The sequence below is a fragment of the Micromonospora sp. NPDC005205 genome, assembly GCF_040608275.1.
In the GTDB taxonomy this organism is placed as follows: domain Bacteria; phylum Actinomycetota; class Actinomycetes; order Mycobacteriales; family Micromonosporaceae; genus Micromonospora.
This window is the reverse complement of the sequence record NZ_JBEXHV010000013.1, coordinates 151,411-170,414: the sequence shown is the minus strand read 5'-3', so window position 1 is coordinate 170,414 and position 19,004 is coordinate 151,411. Positions and strand designations below refer to the sequence as shown.

The window sequence follows — 19,004 nt, the reverse complement described above, 5'->3', positions numbered from 1 at the left end:
CAATCCTGTCACCACTCGCGTCGGTGACGCCCGATCTTCCGCGCGAACGGGTCGGCTGCGTGCGGCGTGACGACAACTGCGCGCAACCGCTTGCCGGTCCGCCGAACACCGCTCGACCATGGGCGGATGGGGCCGGAGCGTCGGGTGATCGTCGGAGTCGACGTGGGCACCACTGCCGTGCGGGCTGTCGCGTTCGCACTGGACGGCACCGCCAGACACGTCGCGACGCGGGAGTACCCACTGCTTGAGCCGATGCCCGGCTGGCAGGTGCAGGAGCCGGACGTGCTGATGGCGGCCACACTGGCGGCGATGTCCGCGTGTGTGGCCGGCACCGCCGGGGCGGAGGTGGTCGCCGTCGCGCTGAGCTCCGCCAGGTACGGCCTGATCGGGCTGGACGCGGCCATGACGCCGGTGACGCCGCTGCTGACCCGGCGCGACAGGCGGTCGTCGGAGGCGGCCCGCGAGTTGCGGTTGTCCGGCCAGAGCCGGGAACTGCACCGGTTGACGGGCACACCCGTGCACCCGATGAACCCGCTCTGCAAGCTGCTGTGGTTCGCCCGCCACGAGCCGCGGCTCTGCACGGCGACGCGGTGGTGGATCGGCCTCAAGGACTACGTGGTCCATCGACTCACCGGGGTGTTGGTGACCGAGTTGTCCTCGGCATCGGGCACGGGGATGTTCGACGTGCACCGTCGGCTGTGGAGTTCCGCCGTACTCGATCTCGCCGGGGTGTCCGAGAGTCAGCTGCCCCCGGTGCTGCCCACGACGGCGGTGTTGCGGTTGTCGGCGATGGCCGGGCGCGTGGTCGGCCTGCCCTCCGGAACACCGGTCGTCGTCGGCGCGGGTGACGGTCCGTTGCGGAGTCTGGGCGCGGCGGCGACCGACCCCACCGTCGGTGGCCTGACGCTCGGGGCCACCGGGGCCCTGCGAACGGTCGTCGAGGCTCCCCTCACCGACCCGGCGGAACCCTTCTCCTGCGCTGCGTTGACCGACGACGCGTGGGTCGTCGGCGGGGCGGTCAGCAACGGCGGCAACGTCGTACGGTGGGCGGGACGTGTCCTCGGTGACGACGGGGCCGCGCCCGCGCTCCTGGATCTCGCCGAGCGGATCGCACCGGGCAGCGACGGTCTCGTGATGTTGCCCTATCTGCGGGCCGACGAGGTCCCGCCGCAGGGGTGCGGCCCGCCGGGCGCGTTCCTGGGACTGCGCAGCGAGCACTCGCGCGGTCACCTGGTCCGGGCCGCCGTGGAGGGTGTCTGCCTGCAACTCGGTGGTGTCCGGGACCGGCTGGCCGAGCTGACGCCGATCGGCAGCGTCCGCCTGACCGGTGGCGCCTTCCGGTCTCCGCTGTGGCGCGCGGTGATGGCGGCGGTCCTGGACTGCCCTGTCCGCGTCGCGGGGGCTGCGGACCACGTCACCCTCGGCGCGGCGGCGCTCGGGCTCTTCGCGATCGGCCACACCTCCGACCTCAAGGAGGCGGTCACCCAGCTCGATCCCGGGGTCGCCAGCGGCGAGCCCGTCGCGGTCGACCCGGCTCTCGTCGCGGCCTATCGCGGTCTGCGGACGAGCTTGCCCGCGCTCCTCACGGTCGCGGGTCGCCTGGGCGAGATCCTCGACGAGGCGGCCACCACCGGCCTCAGTGCTCGGGCTCGTCCTTGACCCGCGCCACCAGCTGGGTCGGGTTGACGTAGCGCAGCGCGACGACGAGCAGGACCAGCATCATCGAGGTGTAGATGACCGCCATGGCGTCGACCGACTGCTGAGCCCTGATCCCGGACGCGGACATCGAGTAGTAGAGCGCCACCACCAGGGTCTGCGAGTCCGGCCCCGCGGTCAGGAAGGTGAGCTCGAACATGCCCACGGTGCGGACCAGCACGAGGATCGCGGAGGCGAGGATGCCCGGCACGAGCAGCGGCGTGAGGATCCGGAGGAACACCGTCCGCAGGCCCGCGCCGCACATACGTGCGGCGCTCTCGATCCTCGGGTCGATCTGCTCGATGAACGGGGTCATGGTCAGGATGACGAAGGGCACCGACGGCACCAGGTTGGCGAGCACCACCCCGGACATGTGCCCGGCCAGGCCGAACTTGTAGAGGACTGTCGCCAGCGGGATGCCGTACGTGATCGGGGGCATCAGGATGGGCAGCAGGAACACCAGGAAGATCAGCCGTTTACCGGGGAACGAGCGGCGCGCGAGGGCGTAGGCGGCCGGCACGCCGATCACCAGCGAGAGACCCACGACGAGTACGGAGACCTCCAGCGTCACGACGATAACCTGGAGCAGCGCGAATTCGTCCCAGGCTCGGGCGTACCAGTCGGTGGTGTAGCCGTCCGGGAGCCAGGTGTCGAACCAGCGCCGGCCGAACGAGCTGACCAGCACGGACGCCACGACGCCCAGCAGGTTGAGGAAGAAGAAGATGACGACGCCCCACACGATCCAGGCGGCCGGGCGCGCGGCGATGCGCCGCCGTCGGTCGGTGCTGGTGGCGGGGGGTCGCGCTGGTGGGGCCTGGGTGGTCGTTGGCATCAGCCCTTGCCTCCGGTGGAGCCGGTGTAGAAGCGGCTACGGGCGGCCAGCACCACAGCGATGATGACCAGCTCGACGAAGCCCATGATCATGGCGATCGCCGACGCGTACGGGTAGTCGTACTGCTCGTAGGCCGCCTGGTAGGCGGCGAGGGAGATGACCCGGGTCTCCCCGGCCGGGTTGCCGACCAGAACGGCCGACGGGAACACGCTGAACGCCAGGACGAACGTCAGGCAGAAGGTCGTGGCGAGACCGGGCATCAGCAGCGGCAGGGTGATCCGGGTGAACCGTCGACGCCAGTCCGCGCCCAGCGTCGCGGCCGCCCGTTCCAGGGTCGGGTCGATGCCGGACAGGTACGACAGCACCAGCAGGAACGCGAACGGAAAGCCGGTGATCACCAGCGAGAAGAACACCCCCCAGTAGTTGTGGGTCAGCCGCACCGGCTCGTCGACGAGGTTGCTGGCCAGCAGGATCCGGTTGAACCAGCCGGTCGGGCCGAGGAAGTTCAGCAACCCCTGTGCGGTGAGGACCGTGCCGAGCGTGATCGGCACTACCAGCAGCGTGGTGACCAGCCGCTTGCCCCGGAACCGGCCACGCATCCGGTAGGCGATCGGCACCGCGGCGAGGACGTTCAGGAGCGCGGCGGGCAACGCGATCCGCAGCGTGATCCAGATCGTGCCGCGTTCGTAGGAGTCGGAAAAGAACCGGGCGTAGTCGCTGAACGGCCCGCCTCTGGTCGGCTGGAACGAGAGCGTGAGGCCGTAGAAGAACGGGTAGAGGAACAGGGCGATGACGAAGACCAGGGCCGGGACCAGCAACCAGAGCTGACGATCGACGCCCCGCTCGGCGAGGCGGTGCTGCCAGTGCGCCAGCGGTCTCCCGGGCCCGGCGCCACTCACCGCGTCGCCCCCGAGGCGTCCGCGAGGCGGTCGGGCTGCGCCGACGCGTCGGCGGGATAGACGAGCAGCCGCTGCGGGTCGACGGCGAGCTTGACCTGGTCGCCCGGCGCGATCCGCTGCTCGGTCCGCAGGTGCAGCAGCAGCCCGGTGTCGGTGCGGGCCTCGGCCGCCAACTCGCGGCCCTGGTACTCCACCACCTCGACAGTCGCCGACATGGCGTTGCGGGTCTCGCCGGGCCCGTCGACGCGGATGTCCTCGGGGCGTACCGCGACCACGACGTCCGCGCCGGGCTGGATGCCCCCCACCACCTCGCCGAGCAGGCGATGGCCGGACGACTCGACGGTGGCCCGGCCGCCGTCGGACTGCTCCACCCGCCCCCTCCACAGGTTGCGGTAGCCCATGAAGTCGGCGACGTGCCAGTTCGCCGGTCGGGTGTGCAGCTCACGCGGCGAGCCGATCTGCTGCACCCGCCCCTCCCGCAGCACCACCAGCCGGTCGGCCAGGGACAGCGCCTCCTCCTGGTCGTGGGTCACGTAGACGGTGGTGAGCCCCAACGACTGGTGCAGCCGGCGGATCTCGGTCCGCATCTCCAGGCGCAGTTTGGCGTCGAGGTTGCTCAGCGGCTCGTCCATCAACACCAGGGACGGCTCGAACACGACGGCGCGGGCGATCGCGACGCGTTGCTGCTGGCCACCCGAGAGCTGACCGGGCAGCTTGTCGACGTGGTCCTCCAACCGCACCAGCCGCACCGCCTCCGCCGTACGCCGGCGCGTCTCCTCCTTGGGTAGCCGCCGCATCCGCAGCCCGAAGGCGATGTTCGCCCGGACCGTCAGGTGCGGAAAGAGGGCGTAGCTCTGGAACACCATGCCGAAGTCGCGCCGCTCCGGCGGGAGCGTGTCGATGCGGCGCTCGTCCTGCCAGATGCTCCCCGCCGTCAACGGCAGCAGCCCGGCCAGGCAGTTCAACGCCGTCGACTTGCCGCAGCCGGACGGGCCGAGCAGGGCGATGAACTCCCCCGCCTCGATCGTCAGGTCCAGCTCGGTGAGCGCGGCCTGACCACCGAACCGGCGGGACACACCGTCCAGCCGAAGCTGGGTGAAGGCGCTCATCCCTGCTTGACCTTGCCGCCGCCGATCTCGCGGTCCCAGCGGCTGAACGCCGCCACCAGGCTCTTCGCGTCGAGCGGGACCTCGGTCGGGTTTCCGGCGATCAGCGCGTCGTACTCGGGGCGACCGAACTCCCGGATCGCGTCCTGGCTCTTCTGCGGCGCCGACGAGAGCTGAACCTCCTTGATCGCCGGGCCCGGGTAGAAGTAACCCTCGTCGTACGCCTTCGCCTGCTGCTCAGGGGTGAGCATGAACGCCAGCAGGGCCAGCACCGCGGCCTGGGTGTCGGTCGACACGCCCTTGGGCAGGACGGCGTAGTGCGCGTCGGTGACCCAGTGGAAGCCGTCGATCGGGGTGATCCTGGCCTCCTTGGGCACCGTGCCGAGCACCCGCGGGTTGATGTCCCAACCGGTTGTGCTGACGATCAGATGCGCGGTGCCGTTGGCGAGGTTCTTCATCGTCTCGGTGGTGCCGGACGGGTAGTAGTCGACGTACTGGCCCAACTCCTTGAGGAAGGCCCACGTCTTGTCCCAGCCCGCGGTGGGGTCCTTGGGGTTCGTGTCCCCCAGGATGTAGGGCAGACCCATCAGGAACGTCCGCCCCGGCCCGGAGTTGGCCGGCCGGGCGTACTGGAATTTCCGGGGGTTGGCTCTGGCCCAGGCGAGCAGCGCGTCCGCGCTGGTGGGTGGCGTCGCCAGGCGGGACGGCAGATATTCGAGCAGCGGACCTGACGGGTAGTAGGTGACGGTGACGCCCGCGTTGCCGGCGAGCTTCTGCATAGCGGCGGCCGGTGCCAGATAGTTGCTCATGGCGCCGAGGCGGTCCTGGAAGGTGGGCAACACGTCGATCCAGAGCCCCTGCTCGATCCCGGCGGCCAGGCCGTCGACGCCGGTCAGCACGAGGCCGATGTCCACCCGGTCCGCCCCCTGCTGGGCCTTGATCTTCCCGGCCAGCTCGGGCGCCGGCGCCTTCGAATAGGTCACCCGGGAGATCACGTCGGGGTTCTTCGAGACGAACTCGTCGATCATTGCCTGGGTCAGCTGGAGGTTGCCCGCCACGTCGAGGACGTTGAGCGTGACGGCCTTACCGGGCCGCTGCGGCACCTCACCGGTGCTGTCGCCCTTGTTGTCGCCGGGGGCCTCGGGTGCCCCGCACCCGACCGCGCCCACCAGGAGCGACGATGCCGTGACCAGGAGAGCGCCGCGCCGTGAGATACCCATGAGCCGTTCCCTCCGCCAGGTGTCATCAGTGCTGATTGAGGCAGCCGGCGCACCGCGGCGGCAACGGGTTGCCATGTATTGCCTCGCGCGAATGTGTTTGGGCCGCTGGATTGTTGCGGGGGCATTGCCGAGTATTCACGGCCGTCATACCATGATCACGGCGCGTAGCCGGGAGGAGCATGCAGATGCCCGACCACACCAGGCCGCCGGAAAAGCGAGTCACGATCTACGACGTCGCCCTTGAGGCGGACGTCTCACCGTCCACGGTGTCCCGCGCCTTCTCCCGACCGAGTCGCGTCAACTCCGAGACCGCCGAACGGATCCGGCAGGTCGCCGAGCGGCTGGGCTACCGGACCAACCCGCTTCCTCGCGCCCTCACCACGTCGCGCACGCAGATGATCGCGCTGGTCATCGCCGACATCACGAACCCGGTGTACGCCGGGATCGTGCGCGGGGCGCAGGAGACGGCGATGCACAACGAGTACACCATGGTGCTCATCGACGCCCAGGAGTCCGACCGGGTGGAGCGGGCGGCGATCGAACGCACGATGTCGACAGTCGACGGCATCGTGCTCGCCAGCAGCCGGATGTCAGACTCGGCAATCCGGATGTTCGCCAAGCAGCGGCCGGTGGTGGTCCTCAACCGCTCCGTCGCCGACGTGCCCTGCGTCGTGACGGACAACCCCCGTGGGGTCCGGCGGGCCGCCGAGCACCTCGGGGAACTGGGGCACGACCACATCACCTACGTCGCGGGGCCGCAGGCGTCCTGGCCGAACGGCATCCGCTGGCGGTCGTTGCTCGAAGCCGGCATGGAACTCGAAATCAAGGTGCGCCAGATCGGCCCGTTCAGCCCGACCATCGAGGGTGGCGAACGGGCCGCCGAGGAGCTGCGCGCTCGTCCCGCGACCGCCGTCCTCGCCTTCAACGACCAGATGGCGATCGGGCTCATCCGGGGCCTCACCCGGATGGGCGTCGACGTTCCGGGCGACGTCAGCATCGTGGGTTTCGACAACACTCTCGCCGCCGACATCGTCACACCCGGGCTCACCACGGTCGCGGCACCGTTCTACGCGGAGGGTTCCGCGGCGACCCGGCACCTGCTCACGATGATCGAGGGCGCCCCCGGGCACACCGGACGGCCGATGGTCCTGCCGGTACGCCTCGTTGTCCGCCACTCGACGGCCGCCCGCGACCGGAAAGCGGGTCGCCCCCGACCGTGGGTACGCCAGCGGCCGGCGCTCGCCGCGAGCCTGCCACCTGCCTCGGAGCAGTGAACACGTCCCCGAGAGCGACCCGTTCGAGGGCGAAGGCAGCTATCGAGGGCCGTGCCCTGTCTTTCCGTCAATCAGCTCACGCACGACGTCGAGGTGACCCGCATGGCGTGCGGTCTCCTCGATCATGTGGAGAACGATGCGCCGCAGGTCGGTGACCTCGTCTCCGAGCCATCCTGGATGACGCACGCGCACAGGCGCAGACAGTGGCGTAGAGGCGAGGACAGCGTTGGATCGCTCGCACTGCGCGCGGTAGAACGCGAAGACCACCGATGGTGGTCGTGGGGTGGTCAGGGGGGTGTGGTCGTCGTCCGGCCAGGCCAGCGGCTGGGTGGAGCCGGTGGCGATCTCCTGGAACCAGTGCCGCTCGGCGTAGCCGAGGTGTTCCACGAGGCCCAACGGCGTCCATCCCGAGGGCAGGACGGCGGTGGTCAAGGCTTCGAGGTCAAGGCCGTCAACAATCGCGAGGACGCTGGCACGTTGCGCCTCCAGGAACATCAACAGTGCGTTCTTCTCGCCGTCTTCCACCCCGACCCACGCCCTTCCTGGTAAGAACAATAATTTCTGTCGGGACACCTCGCCCGGAGCTCCGATGGCTGAACCGCCGCTCAGTCGAGCCAGCAGATCACCGCGGCAGCCTACGTACCGGCTACGACAATTCGCGGACAGCACCGAGATTCCCGCAGCCATGTTCCACCATGTCGAGGTCGGCTCTCGCGGAACGTGTCGGGGAGATTGGGCCGCACGGGCCGCGACAAGAAACGACAACTCGTTGCCGAGGCACGGCCGCACCGAGCACCATCGACGCGCACCCATCTGTCGACGTCGTCGTGCTCCCACGCCGGGCGCACGACGACGAGTGGACGAACGAGGAGACGGCGATGATCCGAGGCTCGACGCCCAGGCTACGACGGACCCTCATCGTGCTGGGCACGGCACTGGCCACCGTCGCGGCCACCCTCACGGTCGCCACCACCACGCCGGTCGCCGCGGCCCCGTCGCCGGACGACTACAACGGCTCCGACCTGTGGCTGCGGTACGTACCGGTCGACGACGCGAAGCTGCGCAGTGACTACCTCCGCGCGGCCACGGCGATCGTGGTCGAGAACGCCGACGCCACGAAGGTCCACCGGCACACGACGGACCTCGCCATGGCCCCCGATTCGAGCGAGAAGGTCGCCGAGACCACGCTGGGCGCCGCCCGGGACGAACTCGTCCGCGGTCTGGGCGGGCTGCTCGGTCAGCCGACGCCCGTCGCGACGGTCGACGGCGGCACGGTCCCGGACGGCGCGGTCGTGGTGGGCACGCCCATGAGTTCGCCGCTGGTGGGCCGCACCATCGCGACCCGCGACCTGGCCAAGGTGGGCGACGAGGGCTACCTCGTCCGGTCGGTGTCGAGGGGCGGCGCACACTTCACCGTCATCGCCGGCAACACCGACCTCGGTGCGCTGTACGGCACCTTCGCCTTCCTCCGGTTGTTACAGACCCGGAAACCCATCGACCACCTCCGCGTCGCGGAGTCACCCAAGATCAAGCATCGGTTGCTGAACAACTGGGAGACCGAGCGTCTCTACGCGGGCAACAACGCCTCCGGGCTGGGCGGGCTGAACGGGGAGAGCGGGGCGATCTTCAACTTCGCCGCGACCGGTGCCAGCGCCGGCCGGAACCTGCCCGTCATTCTCGACCGCTACCTCGTCATGGCCCGCGCGTTGGCGTCCTTGGGCATCAACGGCATCACCATCAACAACGTCAACGCCGACAACGCGTACCTGACGAGTACCCGCATCGCGCAGGAGGCGGCCCTCGCCGACGCGCTGCGTCCGTACGGCATCAGGTTGGGCCTGTCGATCCGCTACACCGCACCGACCGACAGCCGGTTCGCGCCGGACACCCTGACCAACAGTCAACTCGATCCGTACGGCGCGGACTTCCGGGGATGGTGGCACCGCCGGGCCCAGCAGATCCAGGCCGCGATCCCGGACTTCATGGGCCTCACCGTCAAGGCCAACTCCGAGGGCCAGCCGGGGCCACAGGACTTCGGGTACGACCACGGTGACGGCGCCAATGCCATCGCCGCCGCGGTCGCGCCGCTCGGCATGACAGTGCACTGGCGGACGTTCGTCTACAACGCCGAGGTCGACAACGACCGGCTCAAACGGGCCTACCTGGAGTTCGGGCCGATCGACGACGAGGTCCAGCCGGACGGCAGCCGGGGACGCTTCGCCGACAACGTGTTCCTCCAGACCAAGAACGGGCCACTGGACTTCCAGGCCCGGGAGCCCGTCCACCCGATGTTCGGCCGGATGGAGAACACCAACCAGGCCCTCGAACTCCAGATCACGCAGGAGTACACCGGCCAGAACTGGATGCTGGCCTACCTCGGCCCGATGTACGAGGAGATCCTCAAGACCGACACGTACGCGACCGACGCGAACGGGAAGCTGCTCAAGAAGCGCCTGGTCGGCAACATCGTCGACGGGACCGCCCAGCACCACCCGGACACCGCCATCGTGGGTGTCGCCAACCTCGGCAACGCGGACAACCTGACCGGGCACCACTTCGCCCAGGCGAACCTCTTCGCCTTCGGACGTCAGGCATGGGACTGGACGCTCGACTCGGCGGACATCGCGACCGACTGGACGCGGATGACCTGGAGCAACGACCGGCGCGTCCTCGACACCATCCATCGCATGATGATGGGCTCGTGGGAGTCGCTGGTCAGCTACCAGACCCCGCTGGGCATCGGCCACCAGTTCGCCGAGGGCGCCCACTACCGCCCCGACCCCGCCGACTGGGCGGGCCGCGACGACTGGAGCCCGATCTACTACAACAAGGCCGACAGCGTCGGTCTGGGCTTCGACCGCTCCCCCACCGGCAGTAACCTGGCCGCCCAGTACTTCCCCCGGTTGCAGCAGCGCTACGGGAACATCAACTCGGTCCCGGAGAACCTGCTGATGTGGTTCCACCACGTGCCGTGGGGCCATCGGATGGACAGCGGCCGGACGTTCTGGGACGAGTTGGTCTACCGCTACCAGATGGGCGTGCAGTACGTGACCTGGATGCGGGAGACCTGGGACGCGCTGCAACCCGACATCGACGCACGCCGGTTCGCCGAGGTACGCGCCAAGCTGGCGGTGCACGAGGCGGACGCCGCCGACTGGCGCGACACCTCGGTGAACTACTGGAAGGAGTTCAGCGGACGGGACATCCCGGTCGACGACGCGCCACTGTCGGCGACGATCGTCGTCAACGGAAAGAGGTTCGGCGGCTTCAACCTGTCGGACACCTCGTACACCATCCCGCTGCCGGCCGGTGCGTCGCCGACCATCACGAAGGTGCGGACGGCCGACCGGAAGGCCCGCTACGAGGTCATCTCCCAGGCGGCCGACGTACCCGGTCAGGCGGTCGTCAAGGTCACGACGGAGAGCTTCTTCGGCCCCCTGGTGAAGAACTACGTCTTCAACCTGGTGCCGGACACGACGCTGACGGCCCTGCGCGTCGACGGCAGGCGCCTGGCGTCCTTCGCGCCGACGGTGCTGCGCTACAACGCCCTCGCGCCGGCCGGCACCACTACCGTGCCGACGGTCACCGCCAGCGCCGCCGACCCCGCCGCCACTGTCGCGGTCGAGCAGGCGACCAGCCCCACCGGGCAGGCCCGGGTCACCGTCGCCAACGGCGGAGCCTCGTCGGTCTACACGGTGGACCTGAACACCACGATCGCCGGCAGCGACGAGTTCGACTCGGCCCAGCTCGGCCCGCAGTGGCAGTGGGTCCGGCCGGACGAGAGCAGCCGGCGTGTCGCCGACGGGTCCCTGGTCATCACCGCGCAACAGGGCGACCTCCAGGGCACTGTGAACACCGCGAGGAACCTGGCCCTCCAGAACGTCGACGGTGACTGGACCGCCGAGTCCAGGGTCGTCTTCTCCCGCCCACTCGCCGCCAACAACGAGCAGGGCGGTGTTCTGGGGTACGCCGACGACAACAACTACGTGAAGCTCGCCTGGGAGATGGGGAACGCGACGGCCGCCGTCAACAAGACCCGGATCGTCTTCCTGCGCGAACAGAACGGCACGGCGTCCACCCTGGAGATCACCGGAGCCGATGCCCAGCGCATCGTCGGGGCCGACGGCGCAGTCTGGCTGCGACTGACCAAGGTCGGGGCCAGCTACCGCGCCTACTACTCCACCGACGGAAGCGTCTACCGCTACATCGGCACCCAGACGCTGAACGCCGAGGTGACGAGGGCCGGGCTGTCGGCCTTCAACCGGGCCGGCACCTCCACCGACCTCGACGTCGCCTTCGACTACTTCCGGATCGAGAGCCGCGGGGAGCGCATCCGCTAGACGAGGGGTGACCGACGGTCAGCGCCGACCGCCGACCGCCGATCGCGACCGGGCCCGTCCCCAGGTGGGACGGGCCCGGTCGTGCTCCCCCGAGCAGATTCGTTGCCGTCAGCCCCCGATCGCGATGGCGAAGATGTGCATGGTCGGCACGTTCGTCGCGGGACGGGCGCTGATGTTCGGCAACACGACCGAGGCCACTGCCTTGCTCTGCAACGCCACACCGACGTAGTAGACGCACGCGGCGGTGTTCTGACGGCCGTTGTTGGGCCGGTTCTGGTACGCGGACACGATGGCCGCGGTGCCCCCGGAGTGCGGCCCGCCGTACCAGTCCGGCGAGCTCAACGTGAACGTCTGGCGGGTGCCGTCGGCGTAGACCACAGTGCCGGTCCCCGACACCGCTCCGTAGGTGCCGGTCAGCAGGAAGCCGAGCGTGCTGCCGGTGCCGGTCACGCCGATGGTCTGACCCGAGGCGATGGCGTTGTCGGCGGCCCCGGAGCTGACGTTGGGCCAGCGGAAGTTGACCCCGTTGCGACTCACCGTGCCGCCCGGGCTCGCACCAGCCTGCGCGAGGGCCTGCGCGGAGAGCGAGGCCCCACCGCCGTCGAAGTTCCCGACGTTGGTGTTGCTGTCGCTGGTGATGCCGACGTTGCTGAAGCTCTGCTCCAACGTCGGCGTGGCGGCCCCGGAACTGGTGACCCGGTAGGTGCGCCCGGCCTGCACGGTCACCTCGATCAGGTCGGACTCGATCCGGGTGGTCCGGGCCGCCGTACCGTCGGCGGTGTCGACAACGGTGACGGTGCCGGTCAGGATCCGGGAGCGCAGGCGGACGGTGCCGGCCCGGTCCGGTCGGACGAGGATTTCGGTGGCCAGACCGCTCGCCCAGGTGATGCCGACCGTGTGCCCACCCCGACCGCGCAGGCCGGTCACCCGCCCGCTCGGCCAGGCCGGCGGCAGCGCGGGCAGGACGTGCAGCTCGCCGGTGTGGCTCTGCAACAGCATCTCGGCGATCCCGGCGGTGGCGCCGAAGTTGCCGTCGATCTGGAACGGCGGGTGCAGGTCGAACATGTTGGGCGCGAGTCGCGCGGTGGTGGCGAGGTAGCGGATCAGGTCGTGGGCCCGCTTGCCCTCCTCCATCCGCGCCCAGAAGTTGATTTTCCAGGCCAGCGACCAGCCAGTGCCGTCGTCACCGCGCAGCGCCAGGGTCCGCCGGGCCGCCTCGAACAGCTGTGGCGTGCCGCGTTTGGTGATCTGGTTGCTGGGGGCCAGCCCGTACAGGTGCGAGATGTGCCGGTGGTTGGGCTCGGTCTCCACCCAGTCGTAGAGCCACTCCATGATGTTGCCGCGCGAGCCGACCTTCATCGGGGGGAGCCGGTCCCGGGTGGCACGCACCTGGGCCCGGAAGGTGCTGTCCACGTCGAGGATCTCGCTCGCCCGGGCGACGCCGTCGAACAGGTCCCGCAGGATCTGGTTGTCCATGGTGGGTCCGGCGCAGACGCTTGCGTTCGAGTGGTGACTCAGCTCTGGTGAGTTCGACGGGTTCGTCACCAGGTAACCGAGGGTCGGCTCGGTCACCAGGGTGTTGAGGAAGAACTGCGCGGCGCCCTTCATGGCCGGGTAGTTCGTCCGCAGGAACTCGATGTCGCCGTTGAACAGGTAGTGGTCCCAGATCAACGTGGACAGCCAGGCGCCGCCGGTCTGCCACATGCCCCAGAACGCGCCGTCGACCACCGCGGTGGCCCGCCACGCGTCCGTGTTGTGGTGGGTGACCCAGCCGCCGGCCCCGTACTGCACCTGGGCGGTCCGTGCTCCGGCGACGGCGAGATCTCTGACCATGTCGAAGACCGGGTTGTGGCACTCGGCCAGGTTCGTGGTGTTGGCCGGCCAGTAGTTCATCGGCAGGTTGGCGTTGATCGTGTACTTCGAGTCCCAGGATGGGGTGAGCGAGTCGTTCCAGATGCCCTGGAGGTTTGCCGGTTGGGTGCCGGGCCGCGAGGACGAGATCAGCAGGTACCTGCCGAACTGGAACAGCAGCGCCGAGAACTGCGGGTCGTTGACGCTGTTGTGCTGGGCGATCCGGACGTCCGTCGTCTGGTCGGCCGCGGACGTGCGGCCCAGATCCAGGCTGACCCGGTTGAACAGAGCCTGGTAGTCGGCCACGTGCCGGCTGCGCAACTGGTCGTAGCTGCTGGCCCGCGCGCTGGTGAGCCGCTGCCGGGCGATGCCCTGGTAGTCGCCGCCGACGTTGCGGTAGTTGACGTAGCTGGAGCCGATGGAGATCAGCAGGACCACGCTGTTGGCGTTCGTCACCCGCAGGGTGCCACCGGAACTGGACACACTGCCGCCGCTGATCGTCGCGTTGGCGAGGGCGAGGAAGCGGACCTGGCCGGTGACGCCCTCCATGTTTCCGGAGACGCCGTCGAGGCCGATGGTGGTGCCGTCGGGGCTGGACACCGACGTCCGCTGCGGGCTGTCGAAGGTGGCGGTGAAGCTGATCGAGCCGGTCCGGTCGGCGGTCAGTCGCATGGCGATGACCTGATCCGGCGCGCTCGCGAACACCTCCCGTTGGTGGCGAACGCCGTTGAGCACGTACGACGTCGTCACGGTGGCGGTGGTGAGGTCGAGCGTCCGGTCGTACTGTGACGCTCCGCTGGCGGAACCGAACGCGAGCCGGAGGTTGCCGACGGTCTGGTAGGCGAGCTGACCACCGGGGTTGCCCATCATGGTCTGGTTGATCAGATCCTGGGCCTGGGTCCACTGGTTCGCGTTGACCAGCCGCCGGATCTCCGGCAGCGCCGCCGCGCCTCGGGTGTTGCTGGGATCGTGCGGCCCACCGGCCCAGACGGTGTCCTCGTTGAGCTGAAGCCGCTCGGTGTCGACGTTGCCGAAGACCATCGCGCCGAGCCGGCCGTTGCCGATCGGCAGCGCCCGCAGCCAGTCGGTGCCGGCCCCTTCGTCATACCAGAGGGCGAGGTCCCCGGCGGCCAACACCTGCGGCGGGGCCGCCGCGTCGGCCTTGGCCACCGCGGTCCAGGGCACGGGCAGGAGAGCACCGCCCGCGCCGGCTGCGCCGACCTTGAGGGCCTGCCGTCGGGTCAGGTCTGACATCGATCCTCCAAACGGTGGCCAGTCCGGCCACCCCGAAGCGTGACAACTATGGGACTCGACATGGGGATCCGCTTGGTGGGGCCAACCGGGACCCTGCCTGAGCAGGCCGACGCCGGGCCTTGGCGCGCCAGACATCTGATGTGTTTCGGGAAGGTTACTCCGGGGGCACAGAATAGGCAACGGTCGATCGATTGATCGATACGGTGACCATCTGGCCGGTCAGCAAGATGCACGGGCGGATGGGCAGCGTCACGCAGACTCGGCACCGCGCAGCGATCCGCCAGAATCACGCCGACGAGCACTCACCCCGATGGACATACATCGGATGTACGCAGGCGGGCAGTCGAGCCAGCCGTTACACAAGATCCGACGTGCGCCTTCAAGTGGCAGCGCAACCCCGGTGGGTCCGAGAGCACGGATCGCGGACTGAGGCTCCCGTACGCAATCGGGTTGTTCTCCGCCGGCGCACGGGTGACCATGGGCGGCATGGCGGGAGCTCGGGGGTGAGATCGCCTCTTCAAGGTGGACTACCGCCCGGCAGCGCGGTGGTGGTCGGGGCCGTCGTGGAGATCGCCTGCGACGAGTCGGGATTCTCGGGTACGAACCTGCTGCACTCGACCGCCCCGGTGATCACGCACGCGAGCGTCGACCTGGCCGTCGACGAGGCGGTCGCGCTCATCACCGCCCTGCGGTCCGGGTTCCGGTTCTCGCCGCACGAGCTCAAGTCCGGTCGGTTCCTGCGCGGTTCGGGTGCGCAGGAGGCACTGGAGTGGTTTCTGGCGGCGCTCGCCGGCCGCGCGCACGTCCACCTCATCGACAAGGAGTTCTTCCTCGTCACCCGAATTGTGGACTTCCTGCTGACCGAGCCGTCGTACGCGGCGGGCACCCACCTGGCTCGCGAGCACCATCCGGCGGCTCTCGCCCTGCACGAGGCCGGACGCGCGACCGGAGGTGACTGGGGCACCTTCCTGTCGGCGTTCGTCGATCTGGTCCGGATGAAGCGGCGACTCCCGGTCGACCAGACCATGCAGCGGTTCTTCCAGGCCCGGGACGCGCTGCGGCGACACGGCCTCGGCACGGTGGCCGACGCCGTCCTCGACGGACTCAGCCCGAACCACGTGCGGGCCGTGGTGGCCAGGCTCGACGTCGACGACCGCACGGTCCCTCCCCCACTGGAACCGCTGCTTCCGGCGCTGGCGGAGACGGTCCTGTCCTGGAGCGGCGGCCAGCGGCAGGTGCTGGTGACCCACGACGAGCAGAGCGCCCTGACGGCCGACCGCCTGACCCGCCTCCAGCGGGTGTTGGCCAACGGCTACGCGTCGGCCCCCGGCGCCGACCGGGCCGGGGCGTTGCCGAACGGGGTGTCGCCCCTGGCGGGGCTGGTGATGGTCGACTCCCGCGACGATCCACGCGTGCAGGTAGCGGATCTCCTCGCCGGAGTGGCCCGGCGGATGCCCGGCATCATCGACGACGCGCTCCGTCAGCCGCCGCCGGCTCCCGCAGGGGGACGGGCAGCCGAGTCATGATCAGCACGGGCCCGGAGGGTCTGCGTGGTCGCCGAGTCTGCGGGAAAGAACGCCTCGACGGCCAACCCGGCGACTGTGACCTCCCGCGGCGTGCCGAAGAGGGTCGTGGTGCTGACGAAGGACAACTCCTGGTCACCGTGCCGGTAGCGCAGCGGGACGAGAACACGTGAGAGGGCATCGCCTGGCGGTGTCGTCTCGACGTCGCCACCGGGATAGCCGCGAAGCTCCTCGTGCAGGTCGTACAGGATCGGGTCGTTGGTTGTCGCCGCCTGCTGGTGCAGCCGTTTCAGCAGGTGGGCACGCCACTCGGGCAGGTTGACGATGCGCGGTGCCAGACCGTCGGGGTGCAGGCTGAGGCGCAGCACGTTGATCGGTGGAGTGAGCAGGTGGGGCTGCGCGTCCATGGTGAACAGGGCGACGGCGGGGTTGGCGTCGACGAGGTGCCAGTGCTGGTCGACGAGCAGCGCAGGGTACGGGCTGTGACCATCGAGGATCCGCCGTATGGCAGCCCGGACCGGTGTCAGCTCGGGGTCGCCCAGTTCGTGGCGCGGGAAGGCAGGCGCGTAGCCGCCGGCCAGCAGCATCGTGTTGCGCTCGGCCAGCGGCATCTCCAGGTGTTCGGCCAGCCGTAGGATGAGGTCGGGGCTCGGCCGGGACCGCCCGGTCTCGACGAAGCTCAGGTGCCGGGCCGACACTCCCGCCTCGATCGACAGGTCGAGCTGGCTCATTCCGCGAGTCCGGCGCCAGTCGCGCAGCAGCTCCCCCACTGGTCGCCCGTGCCGGGTCGAGATCGTCACTCACCGACAGTAATTCCGCACCGACGGCCGTGCCATTACCTGCGAGGTAATCGACAGCCCACCACGACACCGGGAAAAATCACTTCCCACCTCAGGAAACACAACGCGAAGGGCGGACAACCATGACCGCGTACGCGCTCGCACACCTCCGTAAGGCACCCGTCCACGCCGAGGTGCTGACGTACCTTGAGCGGATCGACGCCACCCTCGCGCCTTTCGCGGGCCGGTTCATCGTCCACGGCGGCACCGTCGACGTCCTGGAGGGCGACTGGCCCGGCGACGTGGTCGTCATCGAGTTTCCCGACCTGAGCCACGCCCGCTCCTGGTACCGGTCCAGCGCCTATCAGGAGATCAAGCCCCTGCGGACGAGGCACCTCACCGGCGAGGTGATTCTCGTCGACGGAGTCGAGCCGGGCCACGACTCCTCGCGGATGGCCGCGACCATCCGCCGCGCCAGCGATCGGTAGCACCCGACCATCGCGCCGCCGGCGCGCGAGCGCCGTCCCGAAGAACCCGACGGCGCGCCGCCCGCGAGGCACCCTGACACAGGTCAGCCGTCCGTAGTCTCATCGAATGCAGGACATCCAGACGCACACCCTGGCCATTCCCGGCGTCGACCTGGTCTACGACGTCCGCGGCCCCCTACCTCCCACCGGCGCCCATCGCGCGCTGCTCCTGATCGGCCAGCCGATGGCGGCCGAGGGCTTCACCGCGCTCGCCCCGCACTTCACGGACCGCACGGTCCTCACCTACGACCCGCGTGGTCTGGGCCGCAGCGTCCGCACTGACGGTCGCTCCGACCACACGCCGCAGCAGCAGGCCGCCGACCTGCACGCGCTCCTTCAGGCACTCGGGGTCGGTCCGGTCGACGTGTTCGCCAGCAGCGGCGGCGCGGTGACCGCACTCGAACTGGTCGCCACCCACCCCGACGACATCGCCACCCTGGTTGCGCACGAACCGCCGATCAACGCCGTGCTCCCCGACGTCACGGCCGCCGAGCGCGCCCGAGCCGACTTCTACGAGGCGTACCAGGCGAAGGGCCCGGGCGCGGGAATGGCCGCGTTCATCGCCATGACGTCCTGGCAGGGCGAGTTCACCGACGCCTACTTCGCCCAGCCCGCTCCCGACCCGGCGATGTTCGGCATGACCGACGACGACGACGGCCGCCGCGACGATCCGCTGCTGTCGCAGAACTCGTGGGCGATCACCGACTACCGTCCCGACGCGACTGTGCTCACCGCCGCGCCCACCCGGATCGTGGTCGCTGTCGGTGAGGAGTCGGCCGGAACGTACACCGCTCGCACCGCCCTGGGCCTCGCGGCGCTGCTCGGCCAGGAGGCCGTGGTGTTCCCGAGCCACCACGGCGGGTTCCTCGGCGGCGAGTTCGGCTACGCGGGCAAGCCGGAGGAGTTCGCCGAGCGTCTGCGAGAGGTGCTGGACGGCGGCTGACCTCTGCTCAACCGGTCGCCTCGGAGTAGACCTCGACGTCGTAGAGCAGCTGCACATCGCGGCGGCCGTTGGTGACCCCGACGAAGACCGGATCACCGCACGGGGTGCGGCCCTGACGCCACACCTGTTCCCGGGCCGCCTCCCGCGACTCGTGATGGGCTTTGCCCTGCTGGTGCAGTTGCAGCACCCGGCGGGCGGTCCCCCGGTCGGTGCCGAGGTGGATTCGCAGGAGAGGCACGCCGGGACCTCCTTGCTCGACGCTGAATCTCGTGCGGCTGGCCGACCAGCCGTATCGTGAGACGCGGGGGCGACGATCCGCCGTCTTCGATTAAACGCCACCCGCTGCAGTCGAGGAGGGCATTTATGACTGGTCTGGCGACCGTCGGCGCACTCGTGGGTGTCCTGCTCGTCGGTCTCGTGATCCTCATCCGTAAGCCGGCCAACACCCGCTCGGTGCTCAGATGGTCGGCCCTGGCGATCACTGTGCTGGTGGCCGCCGTGCTGGTGCCCTTCACCGTGGACGACTCGGGCGCGGCGGCCGGCTATCTGCTCGGCGTTCCCGTTGTCGCGGCGTTGCTGCCCGTCCTCGCGCAGCAGACCGGGCGGCTGACCATCGTCGCCGACCTGGTGGCCGCACTGGTGCTCACCGGATGGGGTCTGCTGCTCGGGCTGGGCATCGGTGTCGCGTTCCTACCAGCGGTGATACTCCTGATCGCCAGCGCCGCGGGCATCTGGGCGCCGCGACCGTCCACCACGTGACC

Annotated in this window: 15 protein-coding genes; 7 read left to right on the top strand and 8 right to left on the bottom strand. The window is 69.6% G+C overall.

The genetic code is table 11. The features are described from left to right. The first annotated feature begins 126 nt into the window (after positions 1–126). Positions 127–1,659, top strand: a complete 1,533-nt coding sequence (locus tag ABZU43_RS23255) for a gluconokinase (protein ID WP_355008578.1) — start codon at positions 127–129, stop codon at positions 1,657–1,659. On the opposite strand, the gene ABZU43_RS23250 is transcribed toward ABZU43_RS23255, so the two are convergent. The 4 genes from ABZU43_RS23250 to ABZU43_RS23235 are packed head-to-tail and all read right to left on the bottom strand — an operon-like array spanning position 1,637 to position 5,752. Continuing rightward, positions 1,637–2,527 carry an ABC transporter permease gene (locus ABZU43_RS23250; protein ID WP_355008577.1) on the bottom strand — a complete coding sequence of 297 codons (891 nt, stop codon included), beginning with the start codon at positions 2,525–2,527 and terminating at the stop codon, positions 1,637–1,639. The two genes, ABZU43_RS23255 and ABZU43_RS23250, sit on opposite strands and share 23 nt — an antisense overlap. Further along, the gene (locus ABZU43_RS23245; protein WP_350860715.1) at positions 2,527–3,426 is read right to left on the bottom strand and encodes an ABC transporter permease; all 900 of its coding nucleotides are present in this window, start codon (positions 3,424–3,426) and stop codon (positions 2,527–2,529) included. The genes ABZU43_RS23250 and ABZU43_RS23245 overlap by 1 nt, the downstream gene beginning before the upstream one ends. Next, complete coding sequence (locus tag ABZU43_RS23240; protein WP_355008576.1) at positions 3,423–4,535, bottom strand: ABC transporter ATP-binding protein; 1,113 nt, start codon at positions 4,533–4,535, stop codon at positions 3,423–3,425. Before ABZU43_RS23240 ends, ABZU43_RS23245 begins: the two co-directional genes overlap by 4 nt. Then, entirely contained in the window at positions 4,532–5,752 is a 1,221-nt protein-coding gene (locus ABZU43_RS23235; RefSeq protein ID WP_355008575.1) for an extracellular solute-binding protein, read from the bottom strand. Before ABZU43_RS23235 ends, ABZU43_RS23240 begins: the two co-directional genes overlap by 4 nt. A 185-nt stretch (positions 5,753–5,937) precedes the next feature. Here ABZU43_RS23235 and ABZU43_RS23230 point away from each other — a divergent pair, with 185 nt between their 5' ends. Continuing rightward, positions 5,938–7,026, top strand: coding sequence for a LacI family DNA-binding transcriptional regulator (locus ABZU43_RS23230; protein ID WP_355008574.1), 1,089 nt, complete (start codon positions 5,938–5,940; stop codon positions 7,024–7,026). A gap of 39 nt (positions 7,027–7,065) precedes the next feature. On the opposite strand, the gene ABZU43_RS23225 is transcribed toward ABZU43_RS23230, so the two are convergent. After that, positions 7,066–7,551 (bottom strand): DinB family protein, encoded by a 486-nt coding sequence (locus tag ABZU43_RS23225; protein WP_355008573.1) that lies wholly within the window; start codon positions 7,549–7,551, stop codon positions 7,066–7,068. 353 nt (positions 7,552–7,904) lie between these two features. On the opposite strand from ABZU43_RS23225, the gene ABZU43_RS23220 reads away from it, so the two are divergent. Then, positions 7,905–11,366, top strand: a complete 3,462-nt coding sequence (locus ABZU43_RS23220; RefSeq protein ID WP_355008572.1) for an alpha-glucuronidase family glycosyl hydrolase — start codon at positions 7,905–7,907, stop codon at positions 11,364–11,366. 108 nt (positions 11,367–11,474) lie between these two features. Here ABZU43_RS23220 and ABZU43_RS23215 read toward each other — a convergent pair whose 3' ends face one another. Then, positions 11,475–14,471, bottom strand: coding sequence for a glycoside hydrolase family 95 protein (locus tag ABZU43_RS23215; RefSeq protein WP_355008571.1), 2,997 nt, complete (start codon positions 14,469–14,471; stop codon positions 11,475–11,477). Positions 14,472–14,974: 503 nt separating this feature from the next. On the opposite strand from ABZU43_RS23215, the gene ABZU43_RS23210 reads away from it, so the two are divergent. After that, the gene (locus ABZU43_RS23210; protein ID WP_355008570.1) at positions 14,975–15,997 is read left to right on the top strand and encodes a hypothetical protein; all 1,023 of its coding nucleotides are present in this window, start codon (positions 14,975–14,977) and stop codon (positions 15,995–15,997) included. On the opposite strand, the gene ABZU43_RS23205 is transcribed toward ABZU43_RS23210, so the two are convergent. Further along, positions 15,952–16,794, bottom strand: coding sequence for a helix-turn-helix transcriptional regulator (locus tag ABZU43_RS23205; RefSeq protein WP_355008569.1), 843 nt, complete (start codon positions 16,792–16,794; stop codon positions 15,952–15,954). The two genes, ABZU43_RS23210 and ABZU43_RS23205, sit on opposite strands and share 46 nt — an antisense overlap. Before the next feature lie 122 nt (positions 16,795–16,916). On the opposite strand from ABZU43_RS23205, the gene ABZU43_RS23200 reads away from it, so the two are divergent. Continuing rightward, positions 16,917–17,261, top strand: coding sequence for a DUF1330 domain-containing protein (locus ABZU43_RS23200; RefSeq protein ID WP_355008568.1), 345 nt, complete (start codon positions 16,917–16,919; stop codon positions 17,259–17,261). A 106-nt stretch (positions 17,262–17,367) separates the two neighbouring features. Next, positions 17,368–18,243: an alpha/beta hydrolase gene (locus ABZU43_RS23195; protein ID WP_355008567.1), complete on the top strand. Its 876-nt coding sequence runs from the start codon at positions 17,368–17,370 to the stop codon at positions 18,241–18,243. 7 nt (positions 18,244–18,250) lie between these two features. Here the strand turns inward: ABZU43_RS23195 and ABZU43_RS23190 are convergent, their stop codons facing one another. Continuing rightward, positions 18,251–18,481: a hypothetical protein gene (locus ABZU43_RS23190; protein ID WP_355008566.1), complete on the bottom strand. Its 231-nt coding sequence runs from the start codon at positions 18,479–18,481 to the stop codon at positions 18,251–18,253. Positions 18,482–18,606: 125 nt separating this feature from the next. Between ABZU43_RS23190 and ABZU43_RS23185 the strand changes: the two genes are divergently transcribed. After that, complete coding sequence (locus ABZU43_RS23185) at positions 18,607–19,002, top strand: hypothetical protein (protein WP_355008565.1); 396 nt, start codon at positions 18,607–18,609, stop codon at positions 19,000–19,002. Positions 19,003–19,004: the final 2 nt, after the last annotated feature.